General features: G+C 73.4%; 21 protein-coding genes and 1 pseudogene. 7 read left to right on the forward strand and 15 right to left on the reverse strand.

Annotated features, from left to right (window positions below; genetic code table 11):
• Positions 1 to 20: 20 nt before the first annotated feature.
• Positions 21 to 1,151 (reverse strand): N-acetylmuramoyl-L-alanine amidase, encoded by a 1,131-nt coding sequence (locus tag AB0C25_RS18485; RefSeq protein ID WP_357374597.1) that lies wholly within the window; start codon positions 1,149 to 1,151, stop codon positions 21 to 23.
• 211 nt (positions 1,152 to 1,362) lie between these two features.
• Here AB0C25_RS18485 and AB0C25_RS18490 point away from each other — a divergent pair, with 211 nt between their 5' ends.
• Together AB0C25_RS18490 and AB0C25_RS18495 are read left to right on the forward strand one after the other, a co-directional pair.
• Complete coding sequence (locus AB0C25_RS18490; RefSeq protein WP_357374599.1) at positions 1,363 to 2,466, forward strand: hypothetical protein; 1,104 nt, start codon at positions 1,363 to 1,365, stop codon at positions 2,464 to 2,466.
• Between the two features lie 211 nt (positions 2,467 to 2,677).
• Positions 2,678 to 3,946 (forward strand): annotated as a pseudogene (locus AB0C25_RS18495) (MFS transporter); the annotation flags it as partial.
• A gap of 131 nt (positions 3,947 to 4,077) precedes the next feature.
• Here the strand turns inward: AB0C25_RS18495 and AB0C25_RS18500 are convergent.
• The 7 genes from AB0C25_RS18500 to AB0C25_RS18530 form a co-directional block, all read right to left on the reverse strand.
• Entirely contained in the window at positions 4,078 to 4,464 is a 387-nt protein-coding gene (locus AB0C25_RS18500) for a VOC family protein (protein WP_357374601.1), read from the reverse strand.
• Positions 4,461 to 5,186 (reverse strand): hypothetical protein, encoded by a 726-nt coding sequence (locus AB0C25_RS18505; protein ID WP_357374603.1) that lies wholly within the window; start codon positions 5,184 to 5,186, stop codon positions 4,461 to 4,463. The genes AB0C25_RS18500 and AB0C25_RS18505 overlap by 4 nt, the downstream gene beginning before the upstream one ends.
• A 188-nt stretch (positions 5,187 to 5,374) precedes the next feature.
• Positions 5,375 to 5,809, reverse strand: a complete 435-nt coding sequence (locus tag AB0C25_RS18510; protein WP_357374605.1) for a YchJ family metal-binding protein — start codon at positions 5,807 to 5,809, stop codon at positions 5,375 to 5,377.
• Positions 5,810 to 5,995: 186 nt separating this feature from the next.
• A complete protein-coding gene (locus tag AB0C25_RS18515) occupies positions 5,996 to 7,096 on the reverse strand; it encodes a magnesium and cobalt transport protein CorA (RefSeq protein ID WP_357374607.1) in 1,101 nt (366 codons plus the stop codon).
• A gap of 109 nt (positions 7,097 to 7,205) precedes the next feature.
• Positions 7,206 to 7,790 carry a class F sortase gene (locus tag AB0C25_RS18520; RefSeq protein ID WP_357374609.1) on the reverse strand — a complete coding sequence of 195 codons (585 nt, stop codon included), beginning with the start codon at positions 7,788 to 7,790 and terminating at the stop codon, positions 7,206 to 7,208.
• Positions 7,791 to 7,906: 116 nt separating this feature from the next.
• Positions 7,907 to 8,392: a hypothetical protein gene (locus AB0C25_RS18525; RefSeq protein WP_357239305.1), complete on the reverse strand. Its 486-nt coding sequence runs from the start codon at positions 8,390 to 8,392 to the stop codon at positions 7,907 to 7,909.
• A 300-nt stretch (positions 8,393 to 8,692) separates the two neighbouring features.
• On the reverse strand, positions 8,693 to 9,520 hold the full coding sequence (locus AB0C25_RS18530) for a metalloregulator ArsR/SmtB family transcription factor (protein WP_357374611.1): 828 nt from the start codon (positions 9,518 to 9,520) through the stop codon (positions 8,693 to 8,695).
• Positions 9,521 to 9,711: 191 nt separating this feature from the next.
• Here AB0C25_RS18530 and AB0C25_RS18535 point away from each other — a divergent pair, with 191 nt between their 5' ends.
• Together AB0C25_RS18535 and rnhA are read left to right on the forward strand one after the other, a co-directional pair.
• Positions 9,712 to 10,992 carry a lycopene cyclase family protein gene (locus AB0C25_RS18535; protein WP_357374614.1) on the forward strand — a complete coding sequence of 427 codons (1,281 nt, stop codon included), beginning with the start codon at positions 9,712 to 9,714 and terminating at the stop codon, positions 10,990 to 10,992.
• Between the two features lie 10 nt (positions 10,993 to 11,002).
• On the forward strand, positions 11,003 to 11,476 hold the full coding sequence (gene rnhA / locus AB0C25_RS18540; protein WP_030491933.1) for a ribonuclease HI: 474 nt from the start codon (positions 11,003 to 11,005) through the stop codon (positions 11,474 to 11,476).
• A 7-nt stretch (positions 11,477 to 11,483) separates the two neighbouring features.
• Here rnhA and AB0C25_RS18545 read toward each other — a convergent pair whose 3' ends face one another.
• The 3 genes from AB0C25_RS18545 to AB0C25_RS18555 form a co-directional block, all read right to left on the reverse strand.
• The gene (locus AB0C25_RS18545; RefSeq protein ID WP_357374616.1) at positions 11,484 to 11,720 is read right to left on the reverse strand and encodes a preprotein translocase YidC; all 237 of its coding nucleotides are present in this window, start codon (positions 11,718 to 11,720) and stop codon (positions 11,484 to 11,486) included.
• 72 nt (positions 11,721 to 11,792) lie between these two features.
• On the reverse strand, positions 11,793 to 12,680 hold the full coding sequence (locus AB0C25_RS18550; RefSeq protein ID WP_357374618.1) for a pentapeptide repeat-containing protein: 888 nt from the start codon (positions 12,678 to 12,680) through the stop codon (positions 11,793 to 11,795).
• 72 nt (positions 12,681 to 12,752) lie between these two features.
• Positions 12,753 to 13,850 (reverse strand): DUF5919 domain-containing protein, encoded by a 1,098-nt coding sequence (locus AB0C25_RS18555; protein WP_357374620.1) that lies wholly within the window; start codon positions 13,848 to 13,850, stop codon positions 12,753 to 12,755.
• Between the two features lie 180 nt (positions 13,851 to 14,030).
• Here AB0C25_RS18555 and AB0C25_RS18560 point away from each other — a divergent pair, with 180 nt between their 5' ends.
• Positions 14,031 to 14,639, forward strand: a complete 609-nt coding sequence (locus AB0C25_RS18560) for a hypothetical protein (protein WP_357374622.1) — start codon at positions 14,031 to 14,033, stop codon at positions 14,637 to 14,639.
• An 81-nt stretch (positions 14,640 to 14,720) separates the two neighbouring features.
• Positions 14,721 to 15,323: an MBL fold metallo-hydrolase gene (locus AB0C25_RS18565; protein WP_357374624.1), complete on the forward strand. Its 603-nt coding sequence runs from the start codon at positions 14,721 to 14,723 to the stop codon at positions 15,321 to 15,323.
• On the opposite strand, the gene AB0C25_RS18570 is transcribed toward AB0C25_RS18565, so the two are convergent.
• A complete protein-coding gene (locus AB0C25_RS18570; protein ID WP_357374626.1) occupies positions 15,296 to 16,036 on the reverse strand; it encodes a phenylalanine--tRNA ligase beta subunit-related protein in 741 nt (246 codons plus the stop codon). The two genes, AB0C25_RS18565 and AB0C25_RS18570, sit on opposite strands and share 28 nt — an antisense overlap.
• A gap of 7 nt (positions 16,037 to 16,043) precedes the next feature.
• Positions 16,044 to 16,655 (reverse strand): LysE family translocator, encoded by a 612-nt coding sequence (locus tag AB0C25_RS18575; RefSeq protein ID WP_357374629.1) that lies wholly within the window; start codon positions 16,653 to 16,655, stop codon positions 16,044 to 16,046.
• Positions 16,656 to 16,718: 63 nt separating this feature from the next.
• Between AB0C25_RS18575 and AB0C25_RS18580 the strand changes: the two genes are divergently transcribed.
• On the forward strand, positions 16,719 to 18,203 hold the full coding sequence (locus AB0C25_RS18580) for a PLP-dependent aminotransferase family protein (protein ID WP_357374631.1): 1,485 nt from the start codon (positions 16,719 to 16,721) through the stop codon (positions 18,201 to 18,203).
• A 24-nt stretch (positions 18,204 to 18,227) separates the two neighbouring features.
• Here the strand turns inward: AB0C25_RS18580 and AB0C25_RS18585 are convergent, their stop codons facing one another.
• The gene (locus AB0C25_RS18585; protein WP_357374633.1) at positions 18,228 to 19,649 is read right to left on the reverse strand and encodes a DUF6297 family protein; all 1,422 of its coding nucleotides are present in this window, start codon (positions 19,647 to 19,649) and stop codon (positions 18,228 to 18,230) included.
• The gene (locus AB0C25_RS18590; protein ID WP_357374635.1) at positions 19,646 to 20,263 is read right to left on the reverse strand and encodes an ABC transporter ATP-binding protein; all 618 of its coding nucleotides are present in this window, start codon (positions 20,261 to 20,263) and stop codon (positions 19,646 to 19,648) included. Before AB0C25_RS18590 ends, AB0C25_RS18585 begins: the two co-directional genes overlap by 4 nt.
• Positions 20,264 to 20,286 lie beyond the last annotated feature (23 nt).

Here is a 20,286-nt window from a genome sequence, read left to right on the forward strand (position 1 = left end):
ACCCGCACCGCCACCACCGCTCAGCGGTGCTGGAACGACTGGCGGACCGACCCGCCGACGACCGCGCACCACGTGCTCGTGCTGAGCTTGCCGTTGCGGGGCAGGCCGTGCAGCGCCTGCAGGTCCTGCACGGCTGCTCGGGTGGCGTGGTCGTACGCCCCGGTCGCGGTGACCGCGTACCCCTTGGTGGCGAGGATTTCCTGCACCGCAGTGACCGGCGCGCCGGTGGCGTGCTGGTTGAGTTCCGGAGCGAGGGTCTCCCAGGTCGGCGTGGTGAGGGTGGCGTCCACGTCCACCGCAATGCCGTTACGGGCCTGCCAGTCCTGCACGGCCGCCACGGTCGCGGCGTCGAACGTGCCGCTGACCGTCACCGCGTAGCCCCGGTGTGCGAGCAGGTGCTGCACCACCCTGACCGAGGGGGAGTTGACAAAGCGCCACAGGTCCGGCCAGCGGCGCGCCGGCACGTCACCGAGCTTGGTGCCCAGGGCGGCGTGGACGCGTCGCCGCAGCTCGGGGAACTGCCGGTAGAACGCCGCCCCCGGGCACTCGGTGGTGCGGAAGTCCCAGTGGCCGAAGATGTCGTACGCGTGCAACCCGTACTGCCGGCAGACGGCGACGCAGAGTTTGACCAGCGAGTCCGTCAGCGCCTTCGGCGGCGTCTCGGTGACGTACGTGCCCTCGTTCTCGATGCCGATGGCCCGGCCGTTCTCGCCCGGACAGTGCGCCGAGACCATCTGCCGGTCGCCGGCTTCGAGGCGCTCCAGGCTGCCGCGACGGCCCTCCAGCACGTAGCCACCGCGGCTCACCGTGAAGTGCTGGCCGGTGTCCGACCAGCCGTTGCCGTCCATGTGCAGGTCCTGGCAGTCGTGGGCCAGCTTGACCGCCTGCTCGCGGGAGTAGTCCGTGACGTTCGGGAACGCCATGTGATGCACGATGATCTTGTTGGTGGCGATGGCGCTCACCGACAGCGGGTCCTTCGGCGGGCGGGCGGCCCACTCGTCACAGCTGATGATCCAGTCCAGGTCGGTGCCGGGCGCGGCCTGTGCCGTGGTGGGGAAGGCGAGTTCGCTCCCGACGACGGCGACCGTGGCGGCGCCGAGACCGGCCCGCAGCAGTGTCCGGCGGTCCACTTCGGAATGGTCGACGTGCATGACATCTCCTCCTGCGGCCGACGGCGGGGGATGAAAAGTAGCTCCAGTGGCCGCACGCACTCCGGAGAATATTGCCAGGACTTGCCCGCGCGCTAGAGGGCGGAGCCCATGATCCAGTCGGTCGGGCCGTGAGCGGCGGGCGTTTCCGCACGTCGGGTCGAGGGTAGGTCGGGAATTGACCATCCCCGGCTGCGCGTAGAGGAATGACCAGATGAGTGACAACGTCGGCGACGCGGTGGGCGACGCCCTCCGCTCGGTGATGCTCTTCCTGCCCAAGGCCGTCGCCTTCCTGGCGATCCTGGTGGCTGGTTGGCTGATCGCCAAGGCTGTGTTGAAGATCGTGGAGAAGGTCCTGGAGCGGGTGGGCTTCGACCGCGCCGTCGAACGCGGCGGCATCCGTCGGGCGCTGAGTCGCTCCCGGTACGACGCCAGCGACATCGTCGCGAAGCTCGTCTACTACGCGGTACTGCTGTTCACCCTCCAGCTCGCCTTCGGCATCTGGGGGCCGAACCCGATCTCCGACCTGCTCGCCGCGGTGATCTCGTGGCTGCCCCGAGCCTTCGTCGCGATCGTCATCGTCGTGGTCGCCGCCGCCATCGCCAACGCCGTCAAGGACATCATCAGCGGCGCGCTCGGCGGGCTGTCGTACGGCCGGGTGCTGGCCAACATCGCCTCGGTGTTCATTCTCGGTCTCGGCGTCATCGCCGCGCTGAACCAGATCGGGGTGGCCACCGCGGTCACCACGCCCGTGCTGATCGCCGTGCTGGCCACCGTCGGCGGCATCCTCGTCGTGGGTGTCGGTGGTGGCCTGATCCGTCCGATGCAGAGCCGCTGGGAGGGGTGGCTGAGCCGTGCGGAGCAGGAGTCGCAGGTGATCGCCTCGCACACCCGCGCCTACCGGGCCGGTCGCCGCGACGCCGAGGCCGAGCTGGCCCGGCGGTCGACCCCCGCCGCCGACCCGGTCCGCCCGGCGCAGGCGGTCAGCGATCCGGAGGCCACCCAGGTGGTGACCGTGCCGGCCGATCCGCAGGTGGTGGCCCGCCCGGCTGACCCGGAGGCCACGCAGATCGTGACCCGCCCGGCCGACCCGGAGGCCACGCAGATCGTGACCCGCCCGGCCGACCTGGACGCCGAGCGGTTGCCGGCCGCGCGGGCCGACGCCGACACCACCCAGGTGGTCAGCCGCGGTGGTGCCGACGCCGACACCACCCAGGTGGTCGGCACCGGTGCCGGCGGCTCGGTGCCCGGACAGCGGGCCGGCGAGGACAGCGAGACCACCACGGTCATCCCGCCGGTCGACCCGAACCGCCGCTGATTCGCCGCGATGCCAGCGGGGTGGGGTCCGGAAGCGACCCCACCCCGCGGTCTCTCGCCCGGCACGCCGAAAGCGCTCGCCGACGCGGCGGGACGCGGCTAGCATCGCCGGCATGACCTGGCGACATTGATCCCGCACAGTAGGCCGAAACCGTGGGCCGCCACGGGCACCGCACGTCCGGTGTCCGTCTCCACTCCCACGGGAAGGCCTAATGATCCACATCGCCGCACGCGTGCCCGACCCGGCGGTCCGCCGGCTGACGACCACCCTCTACGGGTACGCGTTCCTCAGTGACCTCGTGCTGCTCTACCCGCTGTACGTGGTGTTCTTCGCCGACACCGGGCTGTCGGTGGGGCAGATCTCGTCGCTCTTCGTCGTCTGGTCGGCGGCCGGCATCCTGTTCGAGGTGCCCTCCGGCGTGTGGGCCGACGTGGTGTCCCGCCGGCTGCTGCTGTGCCTCGCGCCGCTGGTGGCCGCCGCCGGTTTCGCGCTCTGGGTGCTGGTGCCGTCGTACCCGGCTTTCGCGGTCGGGTTCCTGCTCTGGGGCGCCGGCGGCGCGTTGGTCTCCGGTGCGCTGGAAGCGTTGGTGTGGACCGAGTTGGACCGGCTCGGCGCGGTCGACCGGTACGCCCGGGTGCTCGGTCGCGCGCGGACGGCGGGCGTGCTGGGCGTGGTGCTCTCCGGAGTGCTCGCCGGCCCGGTGCTCGCCGCTGGCGGGTACCCGGCGGTCGGCGCGGCCAGCGTGCTGGCCTGCCTACTCGCCACGCTCGTCGCCACCCAACTCCCGGAGCACCGCGCGCCGGCCGCCGTGCCCGTCCCAGGCCCCGAGTCGGCGCTGGCCGCTCGGTCGGCGGGTGCCGCACCACTCCGACCGGACGAGCCGGACACCGTCCCACCCGCGAACCCGGACGACGATCGTGACCTGGGATGGTGGGACACGCTGCGCGCCGGAGTGGCGCAGGTACGCACCGATCCGCCGGTACGGGCCGCGGTGCTGCTGGTGGCCGTGGTCGCCGCTGACTGGGGTGCCCTGGACGAGTACACACCGCTGCTGGCACTGGACACCGGCGTCGGGGCGCAGGCCGTACCCCTGCTGCTCCTGCTGCTCTGGGCCGGGGTGACAGTCGGCGGGCTGCTCGCCCCGGCGGGGGAGCGGCTGGGCAGCCGAGGGTACGCGGCGCTGTTGGGGCTGGTCGGCGTCGCGCTGGCCGGCGGTGCCCTGCTCCGGCACCCGGCGGGGTTCGTGCTGCTCGCGGTGGCCTTCGGTGCCGCGCAGTTGGCCACCGTGCTGGCCGACGCGCGGCTCCAGGCTCGGATCACCGGGGCCAGCCGCGCCACCGTCACCTCCCTGGCGGGGATGGCCACCGACGTGCTGATCATCGTGACGTACGCCGTCTACGGTCTGCTCGCCACGGCGGCCGGCAATGCGGTGGCGTTCACGCTGATCGCCGGGGCGTACCTCGTGGTGGCGCTGGTGCTGCTGACCCGCCGCCGGTCGCCGAGCCGCTCGCCCAGGTGGGCGACTGGCTCCAGCCGACCTGCCGGACTGATCACCCCGAATCGACGAGGTGCCCGGCGACGGCCCGAGGAGGCCGCCGCCGGGCCGCACGGTCAGCCGGCCAGGTGCAGGAACGACCACTGGTGGCCGTCGAGGTCCCGGAAACCGCGCATGTACATCGGCCCGTTGGCCATCCCCGGCCCGAGCGGCTGCCCGCCGGCGACCGCCGCCTTGTCGACCAGCTCGTCGACCTGCTCGCGGCTCTGCGCCGACAGCCCGACGACGACCTCCCGGCTGGTCTCCGTGTCGGTGGCGGCGACCCCGGTGTACGACTCGAAGCCGGAGCGCAGGTGCAGCACCAGCCGGGTGCTGTCGGAGATGGTGAGGACCATGGAGTCCCCGTCCAGGTCGGCCTGGTCGCTGGTGAAGCCGAGCGCCCGGTAGAACTCGGCGGCGGTGGTCAGGTCGCGCACCGGCAGGTTGATGAACGTCATGGTCATCGGTGGTCTCCGTTCGACTCGAGCAGTGCCTTCAACGCGGTGAGCCGCTCCCGCCAGTACGCCTTCAGCTCGGCGGCCTGCTCGGCTGTGGTCAGCTTCTCGTGCAGGACGGCGACCCGGGCCTTCGACTCCCCGACCGCGTCGACGCCGACCACGATCCGGGTGGGACCACCGGCCCAGTCGGCCCGGAAGCTGCGCGGCGCGGTGGCGGTGCGGACGCGTACCTCGACGTCGGGCAGCCAACGGGCGCGAACCGTCTCGTCGGCGAAGGCAGCGAACAGCCGCGTCGCCGGGACCGCCACCGTCCGGCTGGCGCTGGCCTCGAAGCCGCCCCCGCGTCGTTGACCGGGCGCGCGCAGGCCGCGCGCCTGCTCGTACCCGACGGTGATGGTCTGTGCCCACCAACCCGGCACCTCGTGCTCGACCACCAGGTGACGGGCGATCTGGGTGTGCGTCCGCTCGGTGGCGCCCACGGCGTCGAGCAGGGCGAACCACTCGTCCCAGCCGCGGCCGGTCCGGGCGGTGATCAGGTCGTCGGTGATCCGCTCGGTCTGCGCGGCGGCAGGTCCGGCGGGCGGCGGGGCGGCGGGCGGCGGGGCGGCGGGCGTCGCGGTCTGGGCGGTGGCCCGATCGATCAGCTGCCGGCGGGCCGTGGTGTAGCTCTCGCCGGTCTTCTCCATCCGGGTGCGGACCCGGGTCTTGAACGATTTCTGTCTGGTCATCACATGCTCCCGGTCAACGGCACGGTCACCGGGACTCACGCTCCCGCCGACCCCGCCGGAGTGGGGCATGTGGCACCACGTCCCGAGGGCTCCAGGCCCCCTTTGCCTCCGCGTGGCCGGCGGCGTGAGCGCCGGGAGGGAGGTGCGGCGCAGGACGGCGCCAAGGAGATCCTACGCCAATTCGACCGTCAGGTCTGGTCACCGTCGACGTAGACCCATCGGCCGTCCTCGCGGACGAACCGGCTGTGCTCGGTCAGTGTGCCGGGCCGTCCCGCAGCCCGGTAGTGGGCGTGGAACGTCACGGTGCCGGCGGCGTCGAGCAGGCCGCCCCGCTCGGTCTCGACGATCTCCAGCCGGGTCCACCGCTGCCCCGGGTCGAGGTCCAGGGAGGCGGGCCGGGTCGACGAGTGCCAGGTGCTCAGCAGGTAGCCGGTGTCGCCGAGAGCGAAGGCACTGAACCGGGAGCGCATCAGCGCGTCGGCCGTCGCCGGGGCGTCGCCGCCGTGCGCCGGGGCGCAGCAGTCCGCGTACGCCCGGCCGGAGCCGCACGGGCAGGCCCGTCCCGTCGTCGTGTTCGCCCGTCGGCGTCCCGCACCCTTGCCCACATCGTCATCCTGCCCCATCGCCGGGCATCGACCAGCGACGGCTCCCGCCGGTCGCTGTGGCACGCGATCCTTGGCTGATCGACTCGACTTCCTGAAAGTCGCGGTATCCGAAGGGGTCCGACACCCCGACTTCAAGGAACCCGAGTCGATCAAGCCGGCCGAGTCGATCAAGCCGGCCGAGGTGGTCAGAGCCGGCCGGAGCGGTCAGAGCCAGCCGGAGCGGCGGAACAGGCGGTACAGGAACAGGGCCGCCGCCGCCATCAGGGCCACGGCTCCGGCGTAGCCGTACCGCCAGGCCAGCTCGGGCATGTGATCGAAGTTCATGCCGTAGATGCCGGCGATGCCGGTCTGGGTGGCCGCGATGGCCGCCCACGCCGCGATCTTGCGCATGTCGTTGTTCTGTTCGACGGCGAGCTGCGCCAGCCGGGACTGCACGATCGAGGTGAGCAGATCGTCGTACGCGGCGATCCGGTCGACGGCCCGGCTCAACCGGCCGTCCACGTCGACGAACCAGCGGTGCAGGGCGCGTGGAGGGCCGTCCGGGTCGAGTAGCGTCCGCATCGGCGCCTGCAACGGCAGCACCGCCCGTTTGAACTCCACCACCTCCCGTTTGAGCTGGTAGATGTGCTGGATGTCGGCGCTGCGGTCGCGGGCGAACACCTCCTCCTCGACCCGTTCCAGGTCCCGCTCCACGTGCCCGGCCACCTCCAGGTAGGAGTCGACCATCCGGGCGCACACCGCGTACGCCACCGCCCAGGGGCCGGCGGCCAGCAGCGTGGGACGGCGCTCGATGTCGGCGCGGACGCTGCGCAGCGCCCCGGCGGCGCCGTGCCGCACGGTGATGGCGAACCGGTCGCCGAGCAGCACCATCACGTCCCCGGTGTCGATCACCTCGGAGGTGTCGGTCAGCTCGTCGTGTTCCACGTACCCGGCGGTGCGCAACACCAGCAGGGTGACCGGCCCGTGCCGCTGCACGGTGGGCCGGTGCCCGTCGGCGAGCGCCTGCTCGACGGTCAGCTCGTCGAGGCCGAAGGTCCGGCCGACCGCGGCGAGCACGGCCGGCCCCGGGTCGTGCAGGCCCAGCCACACGAAGGCGTCGCGGCCGTGCCGTGCCCGGGAGTAGGCGTCGGCGTAGTGCGGCTGTCCCGGTTCGCGCCGGCCGTCGACGTAGACGGCGCAGTCGACGACCGCGTCCGGGTTGGACCGGCGCGGGGTGGGGGAGTCGTCCTCGACCCGGCCGAGCAGTCGACGGGCCAGGGCGCGTACGCCTCGACCGGCCCGGTCTCGTACCGGTCGCTGATCCACCGAGTGCCTCCCCGTCGTCCGCGCACCACCCGGTCACGGTGCCCGCTGGGGATGGTGCCACCGCATTCTGCCGAGCGGGGTCCGGCGTCCGACAGGCGGGCGGCCGTGCTCAGGCGGTGCGGGTGGCGAAGACGACGACGTTGTCGACGTAGTTGCCGGTCGTGGCGTCGAACCGGCCGCCGCAGGTGATCAGGCGGAGTCCGGCGGCGTCCGCCGGGCCGTAGACGAGCGTGGTGGGAAAGTCCTCCTTCGGGTACGCGCGGACGTCGTCCACGGTGAACGTGGCGACCTGCGTGTCGGCACGGGTGATTTCGATCTGGGCACCGCTGCGCAGCCGACCGAGGTCGAAGAAGACCGCCGGTCCGGCGGGGGAGTCGACGTGTCCCACCAGGACGGCGTTGCCGGTCTCGCCGGGGCTGACCCCGTGCCGGTACCAGCCGGCGAGGGTGGGCCTGTCCAGTGGTGGCACCTCCAGCACCCCGGCGGCGTCCGCGCCGACCGGGACGACCTCGGCGCGTACGTCGATGGTGGGGATCCGCACCCGGACCGGCGCGGCGCGGGGCAGCGGCGCCAGGTCCGGTGCGGGATGGGTGCGCCTCGGCGCGTCGGCCGGCGGTCGTGGTGGCCGCGTCGGGTCGGCGGTGAGGCCGACGGTGATCAGCCCGAGCCCGGTCACGCCGAGCAGGGCCACCACGGCCGGTAGGGTCCGCCGCCACCACACGTGGGCACACCTCCGTAGGGCATCGTCGGGGTGCCCGCGCCGGTGTCACCGGTGCGGGCACCCGTCCTCAGGGATGGAGCAGTCGCCGATCAGGCGACAGTGGACACCGGACGTCGCCGGCGGATCAGGACCACCGCGCCGGCGAGGGCGGTGCCGAGCAGGGTGCCACCAGCGGCCAGAGCGCCGGTGTCGCGGCTGTCACCACCGGAGCCGGCCGGTGCGCCGCCGATCGGGGTGACGGTGAACGTCGTGGTGCCGGCCGAGCTGCCGTCGCCGCAGGTCGCCGCCACCGTGTACGTGCCCAGGGTGAATCCGGCGGTGAAGAGTTCGGCGCTCAGCCCGCCGCCGGCGGCGGCAGTGGTGGATCGGACGTTCTGGTCGCGGTTGGGGCCGGTGACCCGGAAGAGGGCGTCACCCGACTTCGGGTTGCAGGTCGTCGCGGTGAGCACGACGGTCCCACCGACCGGGGTGGTGGCCGGTGACACCGTGGTGTCGGCCAGTGCGGCGCCTGGCAGCAGGAGCGTGCCGAGGCCCACGCCGAGCGCCGCCGAGCAGAGTGCTGTTGAGACCTTCATACGCGTCTTCCCTCACTTTTCGTCCGCTGACTGCGTGGGACGTCGTTCGGGTGGCCAACTCCGACTAGCACCGGTGTGCCCAACACTAGGTGGGTTGGCCCCACGATCAGGTGAAAATGAGAATTCCTCGTTGCCGTCACGTGTCCACCCGAAGGCGGGGAGAGCTGCGCAAAGGCCCGGACGGCCCGACCGGCACCGGTGCTCCGATCGATGTCCGCTGCGGCCGGGCTGTCGTCGCTGGGTCGATGGCGAGGTATTGCCGGCCACGGCGGAAATGCACCCCTGGCCGGTGGGTCAGGGTCAGCGGGCCGGGGACGGGTCGGGCATCGGCTCGCCGGTCTCCAGCAGGGTCTTGAGGCTGGCCAGCAGCTCCGGCCAGCCTCCGCTGCCGTCGAGCTGGCCGCTGATCGCCCGGTGCATCTCGCTGTCCGGGGAGAAGTCGTCGTGGATGACCGTCAGCCGGACGGTCGACCCGCTGTGCGGCTCGATCTCGAAGGTCACCGTCGACCGGCGCTCGCCGAGCCGGGCGGCCAGCTCCTCGGCGGACCAGCCGAAGTGCTCGGCGTGCTCGGGTTGGAAGCCGTGCCAGCTGTAGGAGAGACGACGGTACGGCTCGGCGACGAGCACCCGCTGGCCGAGGTCGCGCGGCTCGCCTTCCGGCGCGTCCTGCCACAGCACGGGTGACCCGACCTGCCAGTCCGACACCAGCGCGACTCCACCCCAGTAGCGACGGGTGAACGCCGGTTCGGTGAGCGCGGACCACAGTCGCTGCGCGGTGGTGGTGACGTAGGTCGTGTAGACGAAGGTCGGGCTCTCCATGGGTTGTCGCTCCAATGCGGTGGTCAGGTCGGCGAGGGTGGCAGCGCGCTCGCGGTCGTAGCGGCTGAGCCACCGGTCGGCGATGGCGTTGATCGGGGCGGCGTTGAGGTAGTGCAGCTTCTCCCGGCCGCGCCGGACGGTGGTGACGAGATCGGCCGCCTCCAGCACCGACAGGTGCTTGCTGACGGCCTGTCGGGTGGTGGCCAGCCCGTCGCACAGCTCCCGCAGGGTCTGGCCGTTGCGCTCGTTGAGCCGGTCCAGCAGTCGACGCCGGCTGGCATCTGCCAGCGCCCGAAACGCGTCGTCCATTCACCCTCCCCGTGACCGGCAACCAACCGGTTGCCAGTCAACATAGGCAACCGATAGGTTGCCTGTCAAGCTGGCGGCGGTCACTTCGCGCGTCCACCGACCCGCCCCCGGTCGAGTCGCCCGCCCCGGTGGCCTGAGCGCCGATGCGCCCCATCGGTGGTGGTGGGCGGCGGTGTGGCAGCGTGGTGCGGGTGACCGATTCCGCGCCGTTCGACGTCGACCTCGCGCTGCTCGGCGGTGGTGGCGCGGCGTCGTTGCTGCTCGCCGCACTGGACCGGCACGGCGTCCGGGGCCTGCGCATCGCCGTCGTCGACCCGGTCCGCCGGCGCGGTCAGGACCGCACCTGGGCGTTCTGGGGCCAGCCCGGGACCGACCTGGACCCGCTGCTCAGCGCGAGCTGGCAGCAGGTCGAGGTGGCCACGACGGCCCGACGCCGCGTCCTGGACCTGACCCCGCTGCGGTACGCCATGCTCCGCTCCGGCCCGGTCTACGACCGGGCTGCCGCGGCCGAACGCCGGCTGGACGCCACCCGGATCGTCGCGCCCGCCGAGACGGTGACCGACGAGGGCACGCGGGTGCAGGTGCGCACCGGTGACGGGCAGACCGTACGGGCCGGCTGGGTGCTCGACTCCCGCCCCCGCCCGCCGGCGCGAGCGGGGCGGACCACCTGGTTGCAGCACTTCCGTGGCTGGTGGTTGGAGGCCGATCGGCCCGTCTTCGACCCGGCGCGCGCGGTGCTGATGGATTTCCGCACCCCGCAGCCGCCCCGGGGCGTCTCGTTCGGGTACCTGCTGCCGGTCAGTGACAGGTACGCCCTGGTCGAGTACACCGAGTTCTCGCCCGACCTGCTCACCGACGCCGGGTACGACGCGGCGCTGGCCGGCTACCGGGACCTGCTCGGCCTGGACCCGGCCGGACTGCGGGTGCGCGAGGTGGAGAACGGGGTGATCCCGATGACCGACGCGCCGTTTTCGGCCCGGCCCTCACCCCGGGTGGTCCGGCTCGGTACGGCCGGCGGCGCGACCAGACCCTCCACCGGCTTCACCTTCTCCGCCATGTACCGCCAGGCCGACCAGGTGGCCCGTGCCCTCGCGGCGGGACGAGCGCCGGTGCCGCGGGCGGCGTACCCGCGTCGGCACCGGTGGATGGACGCGGTGGCCCTGCGGGCGCTGGACCGGGGCGGGGTCGGCGGCCCGGACTTCTTCGACCGGCTCTTCGACCGCAACCCGGCCGAGCGGGTGCTGCGTTTCCTCGACGGGGTCACCACCCCGGCCGAGGAGGTCGCGATCATGAACTCGACCCGGCTGCTGCCGATGATCGCCGCCACCGCCGGCGACGCGGCGCACCGCGTCCGTGACCGGCTGCGCCCCACCCGGCCCGCACCGGCCGTCCCACCCGCGGTGGTGGGTGCGGCGCCCACGGCGCGGCGCGCCGGCCCCCCGAGCGGGGAGGACGACGTGCGCTGCCGGTAGGTTGCCGGGCATGGTGGACGCGGCGGCCGGCAGGGGCGTGCAGATCTGGACCGACGGGGCGTGCAGTGGCAACCCCGGACCGGGCGGTTGGGGCGCCCTGTTGCGCTACGGCGACCACGAGCGGGAGCTGTGCGGGGGCGAGGCCACGCCGACCACCAACAACCGGATGGAGCTGATGGCGGCCATCCAGGCGTTGGAGAGCCTGAACCGGCCGGTCACCGTCGAGCTGCACACCGACAGCACGTACGTGCGCAACGGCATCACCAGTTGGCTGGCGTCCTGGAAGCGCAACGGGTGGCGGACGGCGGCGAAGCAGCCGGTGAAGAACGCCGACCTGTGGCAGCGGCTGGAGGCGGCCTGTGAACGGCACGAGGTCACCTGGCTGTGGGTCAAGGGGCACAACGGTCACCCGGAGAACGAGCGGGCCGACGGGCTGGCCAACAAGGGCATGACCGAGGCGCGGGCCGCGCTGACCAGTCGCTGAGTCGGGGTCAGCGGCTCGCGTCGGGGTGCCCAGGCATGCTCGACCCGCCGCCGCTGCTGCCGGACGAGCCGCCGGCGACACCTGAGTTGTCGGGCTCGGTCACGATGTCCGGTCGGACGTCGGTGTCCGCCGGCGCGGGGACCTCGGTGTCCGCCTCGACCTGCACCAGCGGCACCTGACCGGCCTCGTCCTCGCTGTGCTGCGGGTCGCCCGGCAACTCACCGTCGCGCTTTCGGTAGCCCACGCCGTGCCCCCCGTCGATGCCGGTCCGCGTCGGCGCTGGCTACCCGGCGTCGTCCCGGCCGAAACCTCGCGCTCAGCGCCGTCGGCGGCGGCCGGTGGAGGCGGTGGACGCGGACGACCGGCGGACCGGGGTGAGCGGCAGCGCCGTCCAGTGCGCCGGTCGGGTGCGGGTCGCCGGCAGGCCGGTGCGGACGTCGCCGCGGGCGGCGTCGAGCTGGGACTGGTGCAGGAAGACGGTGCTCCGCAGGTCGGCTCCGCGCAGGTCGGCCCCGCGCAGGTCCGCGCCGGTGACGTCGGCCAGGCCCAGGTCGACGCCGCGCAGGTCGGCGCCGATCAGCAGCGCCCCGCGCAGGTTGGCCCGGCGCAGGTTGGCCCGGCGCAGGTCGACGCCGGGCAGGTGCGCGCCCCGGTGGTCCGCGCCCCCGGGGGAGCGGGCCGCGTCGCTGGCCCGGGACAGCAGCGGGTTGACCCGGTCCCGGTGCGCGGCGACGTCCACCGTCCGCAGGTGCGTGGGGTCACCCTCGGTGAGGGCTGTCGTCTCGGCGCGGGCGCGGGTCAGCTCGTCGCGCAGGTCGGCCGGCGGGTGCAGCGCCAGCGCCTCGGTGACGTACCAGAGCAGTTCGTGCAGGGGACGCAGCACGGCGAACGCCTCCGCCATCGCCGGCAGCGTCTCCGGCGCGTCCCGCCAGTCCCGCCCACCGAAGGTGACCTGGGAGACCTGCTGCCCGGCCCCGAAACAGTCGAACACCGTGCAGCCGGGAAACCCGCGTTGGCGCAGCTCGGTGTGGATGCCGCAGCGGTGGTCCGGACCCAGGTTGGGGCAGGCCCGCCCGGCCGGTTTGTCGATGGCGAAGTCCGCCGACCGGGCGAACGCGGGCACCACGCAGCACAGGCCGAAGCAGCGTCCGCAGTCGGCGCGTAGCTGCGCCGACCCGGGCGGCGGTGCGGTGCTGGGCGACACGTGGCGGGTCCTCCGGGCGTTCGGGCGAGACCACCATTGTTTCGCGCGCCGAACGGACCGGTCGGGCCGGGGTCACCGTCCGTGGGTGTCGCCGGCCGCCGCCGGGCGGGGCGCCGGGGGACGGGAGGCGCCCGGTGGCGGCACCAACCGGTAGATCGCCCGATCCCCGTCGTCGTGCCCGTACTTCTGGTCGAAGTGCCGTTTCACCGTGTCGGCAGGTGTGTGGTCCCCGTCGGCGGGCGCCGCCAGCGCGAACACCGCGGGGGACGCCCCGGGCGCGCGAGGCGGCAGCATGGCGCGCGCGGTCAGCTGCCCGGTCACCCGGAACCCACGGCAGTCGACGTAGTGCTGCCCGTCCACCGTCACGTACGGCACGCGCACCTCGACCACGTCCGAGTCGTCGTGCAGCAGGGTGACCATGACCGACCAGTACCGCTCCAGGTCGAGGGTGGCCTGTTCGTGCTCCCACAACTCCTCGAAGCGGGCGTGCACGAACCCGCCCCACGGGCTGTCCATGTCCACCTCGAGCTGGGGGACGTTGAACGACAGCTTCCCGATCGGGAAGAACGAGATCAACGCCCGCCCGTCCCACTGGTAGAGCTGGATCGACGGGGACGCGTCGTAGAGCCGGACCTGCAGGCGCTGTCGTAGCCGGGCGTCGAGGGCGTCGGTGAAGACGGCCAGGTGGCGCAGGTTGGTGCGGATCTGCCGGGGTACGTCCACCCGCTGCCGCTCCAACTCCTCGGAGCGTTGCTGCGCGGCGGTGCAGTCCGGGTCGAGCAGGAGCAACTGCACCTGGGCGCCGTTGGCGAGCGCCGCCCGGATCGCGTCCAGTGTCTCCTCGCGGTGCCGCTGTTCCAGCAGGATCGTCCAGGTGTCGAGGATGCGCACCCGGCGGCCGGAGCGGTGCAGCCGGGTCACGAACGCCTGCTGGTCGAAGCTCAGGTGCTCCTGTACCCGCGCCTTGCGGGCCTCCTCGAACAGCGGGTCGAAGATGACGTACGAGATGGCCGCGAGCACGACGCTGGCACCGAGGTTGAGCAGCAGGTCGCTCAGGAAGCCGGTGCTGCGCCAGGCGCCCACCAGCATGACGACCGCGACACCGAGCAGTGCCCCACCGACGACGAAGGCGCGTCGTTGCCGCCCGCCCCGACCAGCCCACTCGGGCATCCGGTCCCCTTCCGCCGTCGCTCGGCCCCACCGCCGCTTGCTGATCACCGGAATTCGGAGGATACGTGCCCGCTGTGCTGGGCGCTGGCCCCTTCGCCGAGCGGTCGGTTCGCCGTTCGGACCCGCCCCGCCGCTCATAGGGTGACGGTAACGGAGTCGTGCGACCACGGAGGGTGGCGGGTGGACGAGAGTGAACGCGAGCAGGCGCTGCTCACCGTCCTGACCACCGAGCACTACGCGTTGCAGACGTCCCGCGCCGGCACCATCGCCGAGGCCACCGGCCGCGCCACGATCTTCCTGTCCGTCCTGTCGGCGGCGCTGATCGGCCTCGGCTTCGTCGCCAGCAACGACAAGCTGGTCCGGCCGTACCTGGCCGCGGTGCTGCCGACCCTGGTCATCATCGGGGTGTTGACGTTTCTGCGGCTGGTGGAGACCACCGTGGAGAACTCGTTGGACCTGCGGCGGATCCAACGCATCCGGGCCTACTACCAGCACAAGCTCGCCGGCGAGCACGACTTCTTCGCCGACGCGGTGGTGGCCGACGATGCCATGAGCACGGCCTGGAACCTGGTCGGCACGCGACCGGGGCGGTGGGAGTTCCTGCTGACCACCGCCGCGCTCGTGGGGGCGGTCAACGCCGTGCTGGGCGGGCTCGGCATCGCGCTGGCAGCCGCGACCGTCGGGGCCGGGGGCGAGGTGACGGTCCTGGTCGGGGTGCTGGTCGCGGTGGTGGCGTTCGGTGTGCAGTTCGCGTACATCGTCCGGGCGTCGGCCGCGCCGATGCGCTGACGACGCCCGCACCACCCCGGCAGGGCCGACCCAACCACCACGGGACCGTGACCTGTCTGCCGAGCGCGTACCGTCGCCGGGATGCGGATCACGCGATTCACCCACTCGTGCGTACGCGTGGAACACGACGGTGGGGTGCTCGTCGTCGACCCGGGGACGTGGAGCGAGCCGCGCGCCCTGGTCGGCGCGGACGCCGTCCTGGTCACCCACGAACACACCGACCACGTGGACGTGCTGCGCCTGGCCGGCCTGGGCGTCCCCGTGTACGCCCCGGAGGGCGCCCGACTGCCGGATCTCGTCCCGCTGCCGGTGACCCGGGTCCGCGCGGGGCAACGCTTCACGGCGGCCGGCATCGAGGTCAGCGCCCACGGCGGCCGGCACGCCGCCATCCACGGGGGTCAACCGGACTGCCCCAACCTCGGCTACCTGATCGGCGGCGGGCTCTACCATCCCGGCGACGCGCTGCACGTGCCCGACGAGCCGGTGCACACCCTGCTCGTCCCGGCCCAGGGGTCCTGGTTGCGCCTCGACGAGGCGATCCGGTTCGCCGGCGCGGTGGGCGCCGCCGCCGCGTACCCGATTCACGACGCGCAGCTCAACGAGCGCGGCCTGGCCAGCGTCGCCGGCTGGTTCGGCGAGACGATCCCCGGCTACCGTCACCTCGTCCCCGGCGACACCGCCTGACCGAGATCGCCACCGGAGGTCGTGGCGGTGAAGCGGGGCGCGGCGGCGGTCAGCACCGCGCTGGCCGTCGGCGTGGACCACCCGTCGGTCACCTCGCTGACCAGCGCGGCGACCAGGCGGGTCAGGGTCGGTTCGGCCTCGGCGTGCAGCGCCTCGGCGACGATCAGCACCGACGACGTGTCGGCCCGCACGGCGGACCAACCGCTCTGCCGGTTCGTCCAGCGCCGGGCGTGTGCCCGTCCGGCGGTGTCGACGAAGGTCACCTCACCCGGGTCGGGATGCTCGGTGTCGCCGGCGAAGGTCTGGTACTCCTCGTCGCCGTGCGCGGGTCGGACCATCAGGTCACCGTCGATCCGGTCCAGGTCGAGCGCGGCGATCGGGATGGCGTACGCGGCCGAGACGGCGTTGCAGAGATCGACGAGCGGGTGCACCCGGGGCAGTTCGCCGTCCAGGCGCAGCCGACGCAGCAGCGCCTCCGCCGCGCACCGGTAGCGGGTGGGTGGCAACCCCATCGCCGCGTACGCCCGCCGCCACGCCTGGATCTCCGGGAAGCCGCTCTCCGGTCCGTCGGCCAGCCGAGTGCGGGCGACGGCCAGGTAGCCGGCCGTCCGCCGCGCCACGTCGGCCGTCGCGGTGATGCCGGTGGCGTGGACCACGCCGGCGACCAGATCGGGGTACGCGGCGCGCAGCTGCGCCGAATGCTCGAACCGCACGGCACTCCTATCGTTGGGTGAGGGCGAGGGTCACGCCGAGCGCGACGAACGTGCCGGCGACGGATCGACGCAGCCAGTCGGTGACGCGGGGGCGGGTGAGCACCCGGTCCCGCACCCGGGCCGCGAAGATGCCGTAGCCGCTGAACACCACGAAGGTGAACAGCATGAACACCGCGCCGCAGGCGAGCATCGCCCGGGTCGAGTCGACTGTGGCGGTGTCGACGAACTGGGGCAGGAACGCGACGAAGAACAGCGTCGGCTTCGGGTTGAGCAGGTTGACCACCACGCCGGAGATGATCACCCGGGTCGCCGAGCGGGGCGCGGCGTCGGTCTTCGCCGTGAAGGCGTCGCGGTCGCGTGCGGTGGACCAGGCCAGATAGAGCAGGTACCCGACGCCGAGGTACCGGACGACGTCGAACGCCACGGCGCTGGTCTGCATCAGCGCGGCCAGCCCGGTCATCGCCGCCAGCAGGTGCGGCAGCGTGCCCAGCGTGCAGGCGAACGCGGCCAGCACGCCGGCTCGGGCGCCCCGGGACAGCCCGGCGGAGAGGGTGAAGAACACCCCGGTGCCCGGGGTGACCACCACGACCAGCGTGGCGACCAGGAAGGCAATGCTCACGGTCGTCCTCCGGTGGGTTCGGTGGGGCGGGTCCCGTCTCCACTCTGCTGCCAAGATGGTCCGGTGAGCAGAGCCAAACCGAGGGCATCCGACAGGTCCATAACGGCCGGGTCGGACTTTCTGCACCTGGCCATCGCCGACGCGCCGCCGGGCGGGCGGGCCGACTGGTTGACCAACCGGTTGCGTCAGGCCATCGCCGACGGGCGGGTGCCGGCCGGTGAGCGGCTGCCCCCGACCCGGGTGCTCGCCGCCGACCTCGGCGTCTCCCGGGGCGTGGTCACCGAGGCGTACCAGCGGTTGACCGAGGAGGGTCACGTGGCCGGCCGGGGCCGGGCCGGCACGGTCGTCGTCGCCGTGCCCGCCGCGCCGGTGACCGCCCCGGCCGCCGTGCCGCCCCCGGCAGCACTGTTCCCGCCGGCACCGGGCAGCGACATCTTCGACGCGGTACGCGCGGCGAGCGCGACGATCGACCTGACGCCCGGCGTACCCGACCTGGCCGCCTTTCCCCGCACCGACTGGCTACGCGCCGAGCGGACCGTGCTGCGCCGCCTCGCCGCGTCCGACCTCGGCTACGGCGACCCGTGCGGCGCGCCGACGCTGCGACAGGCCGTCGCCGCCTGGTTGGCCCGCAACCGCGGTATCAGCGCCGACCCCACCGAGGTGATCATCGTGGCGGGCGTCTCCCAGGCGCTCGGGCTCCTCGCCCAGGCACTCACCGCAGCCGGCGTCGACCGGATCGCGGTCGAGGACCCGGGTTCGCTCGGCGTACGTCAGCACCTGAACAACTGGCGGATGGGCACCCCGCCGATCACCGTCGACGACGCCGGGCTGCGCGTCGACGAGTTGGCCGCCAGCGGTGTGTCGGCCGTGATGCTCACCCCCGCACACCAGTTCCCGACCGGTGTCGTGCTCGACGGTGACCGCCGCCGCCACCTGGTCGCCTGGGCGCGGGCCGGCGGTCTGATCATCGAGGACGACTACGACGCCGAGCACCGTTACGACCGTCCGCCGGTGCCGGCGCTGCGGGGCCTGCTGCCCGAGCAGGTCTGCTACGCCGGCAGCGTCTCCAAACTGCTCGCCCCCGCCCTGCGGGTCGGTTGGCTGCTGGTGCCACCGCGACTGCGCGAGGCGGTGGTGGCCGCCAAACGCAACGCCGACCTGGGCAACGCGGTGCTCCCACAGCTGGTGTTGGCGGAGTTGTTGACCTCTGGCGCCTTCGAGCGGCATCTGCGGCTGCTACGCCGCCGACACATCCGCCGGCGGGACGCCATGATCGCCGCGCTGGCCCGCGAGTTGCCGTCGGCGACGGTGCACGGCGCGGCCGCCGGCCTGCACCTGATGATCACGCTGGACGACGACGTGGTCGACACCGACCTGGCGGCGGCGACGCTGGCGCGGGGGGTCAAGGTGCAACCGCTGTCCTGGCACTGCCAGCGTCCCTACCGGCCGGGTCTCGTGCTCGGCTACGCGGCCCGTACGACGACCGAGATCGAGGAGGGCGTCGCCGCGATCGCCGCCGTGCTCAGCCGCCGTGGGCGATCCGGCTGAGCACGGCACCCGGACGACAGGTGGTCAGCCCAGGAACAGCTGCACCAGCACCAGCACGGCGAGCAGCGCCGGCCCCCGTGACCCCTGACGCATCAGGTCGACCGGGATCATGCCGAACGGCGTGTTGACCGTCGCGCCACCGTAGTTGATCGGCGGGCGGGTGCCGGCCCGGAACGCGGCGGCCACCACTCCCAGCGCCAGCGTCGGCGCCAGCCAGGACGGCCCCGGCTCAACGGTCGGCAGGGTCAGCAACCACCACAGGCCCGCGCCGACGGCCGGCACCACCAGGTGGACCCCGCGCAGCAGGTTGTCGCTGCCGCCCAGCGCCCGGCGCAGTCCGGGTGACCGGCTGATCGACCGCAGGCCACCGGTCAACCGGTTGGCGGCGAGGTAGGCGAACACCACCTGCGCGGCCCCGGCCAACCCGGGCAGGGCGAGCGCGGCAGCATACTGCACGCCGATCAGCGTTGCCCAGATCAGCAGGGCGCTCGGGTGGCGGCGCAACCGACGTACGTCGGCCTGCAGGAACGCCCACCAGCCGGGGCCGGGCAGGAACCGGCGGCTGCGGATCCGGCCGATCCGACGCCACCGCCGGCTCTCCACCAGGCCGGTGAGCAGGCTCGGATCGAGCAGGATCGTCGCCGTGGCGGCGGCGTTGGCGAACTGCGCGCCGGTGGTCAGCGTGGCCCGGTCGACCCGGGGCAGCGCGCGGACCGCGCGGATCGTGCCCAGCCCGGCGAGGGGCAGCGCGAGGGCGAACAGCGCGACGGTCGGCGTCGCCGCCGGCCGGGGCAGGCCGTCGCCGAGGTGACCGAGGAGCACCACCGCGGCGGTGAGGACGGCGGCCGCCACCATCGGCGCCGCGCCGGCCACCGCCGGCCACCGCCGACCCGCCCGGCTGCTCTGGGCGACGACGCTGAGCGCCAGCGCCGCCGCGCCCCACCCCGCGCCGGCCCCGGCCGCCCAGCCCAGCGCCGCCAGGTCGCTGACCCCGCCGAGTGCCGCCACGGCCAGCCCGAGCGCCGCCGTACCCACCGCGGCGCCCACCAGCAGGAGGACGAACCGCGGCGCCAGCCACGCCCGCCGGTCGACCGGCGCGCTCGTCGCCCAGCTCTGCGTGGCCGGGGTGACCAGCAGCGGGCCGAGGGCGCGCAGGCCACGCCAGGCCAGGCCGGCACCGGCCAGCAGCGCGGCGAGCGCCAGCCACCAGCGCACCCCCGGCTCCGCCTGCCCCACGGTCGGGGAATCCAGCAGGTCGCGGCTGGCGCTGATCGCGAACCAGCCGTACATGCCGGTGAACAGGACGATGACGTACGCGTCGCCCAGCACGTCGCCGAAGGAGTGATCGTGGTGTCGGCTGCGCGCCCGGCGCAGGTGGGTACGCAGTTGCCGGGCAGTGGGAATCCCGGTCGGCGTGTCGGCGATGGTGGCCGGTGGGGCGCTCACCGGCCGATCTCGATGCGCTCGTCGACCACCGCGTCGATCAGCTCCGGGTCGTGCGAGGCCAGCAGCACCGCGGTGCCCGCCGCCCGTTCCCTGAGCAGTCGGTCGGCGAGCCACTGTCGCCCGCGTACGTCGAGGCGCTGTTCCGGCTCGTCGAGGATCAGCACCCGGCGTGGCCGGACGAAACAGGACGCCAGCGCCAACCGGCGGCGCTGCCCGCTGGACAGGGTCACCGGCAGTTGGTCGCGGGCCGGCTCCAGACCCAACTCGGCCAGGACCTCCTCGACCGGCTCGGCGTTGCTCCCGTGGGCGTACGCGACCAGCTCCAGGTGCTCGGCCACGGACAGGTCGGGGAAGAAGTCGATGTCGTCCAGGGCGGCCGCCACCAGCGCCCGCACCTGCGGGTCGGTCTCGTCGGCCCGGCGGCCCTGCACCAGCACCTCGCCCGCGTCCGGCCGGTCCGCGCCCACCACACAGCGCAGCAGGGTGGTCTTGCCGCTGCCGTTGGGCCCCAGCACCACCGCGATCCGACCCGCCGGGAGCGTGAAGCTCACGTCGTCGAGCACGACCAGGTCGCCGAAGTTGCGGCTAAGTCCCCGTACCGAGAGCGCATCCACGATGCCAGAGTCTCCCAGACCGG

The organism is Micromonospora sp. NPDC048839, assembly GCF_040649915.1.
Taxonomy (GTDB): Bacteria; Actinomycetota; Actinomycetes; order Mycobacteriales; family Micromonosporaceae; genus Micromonospora.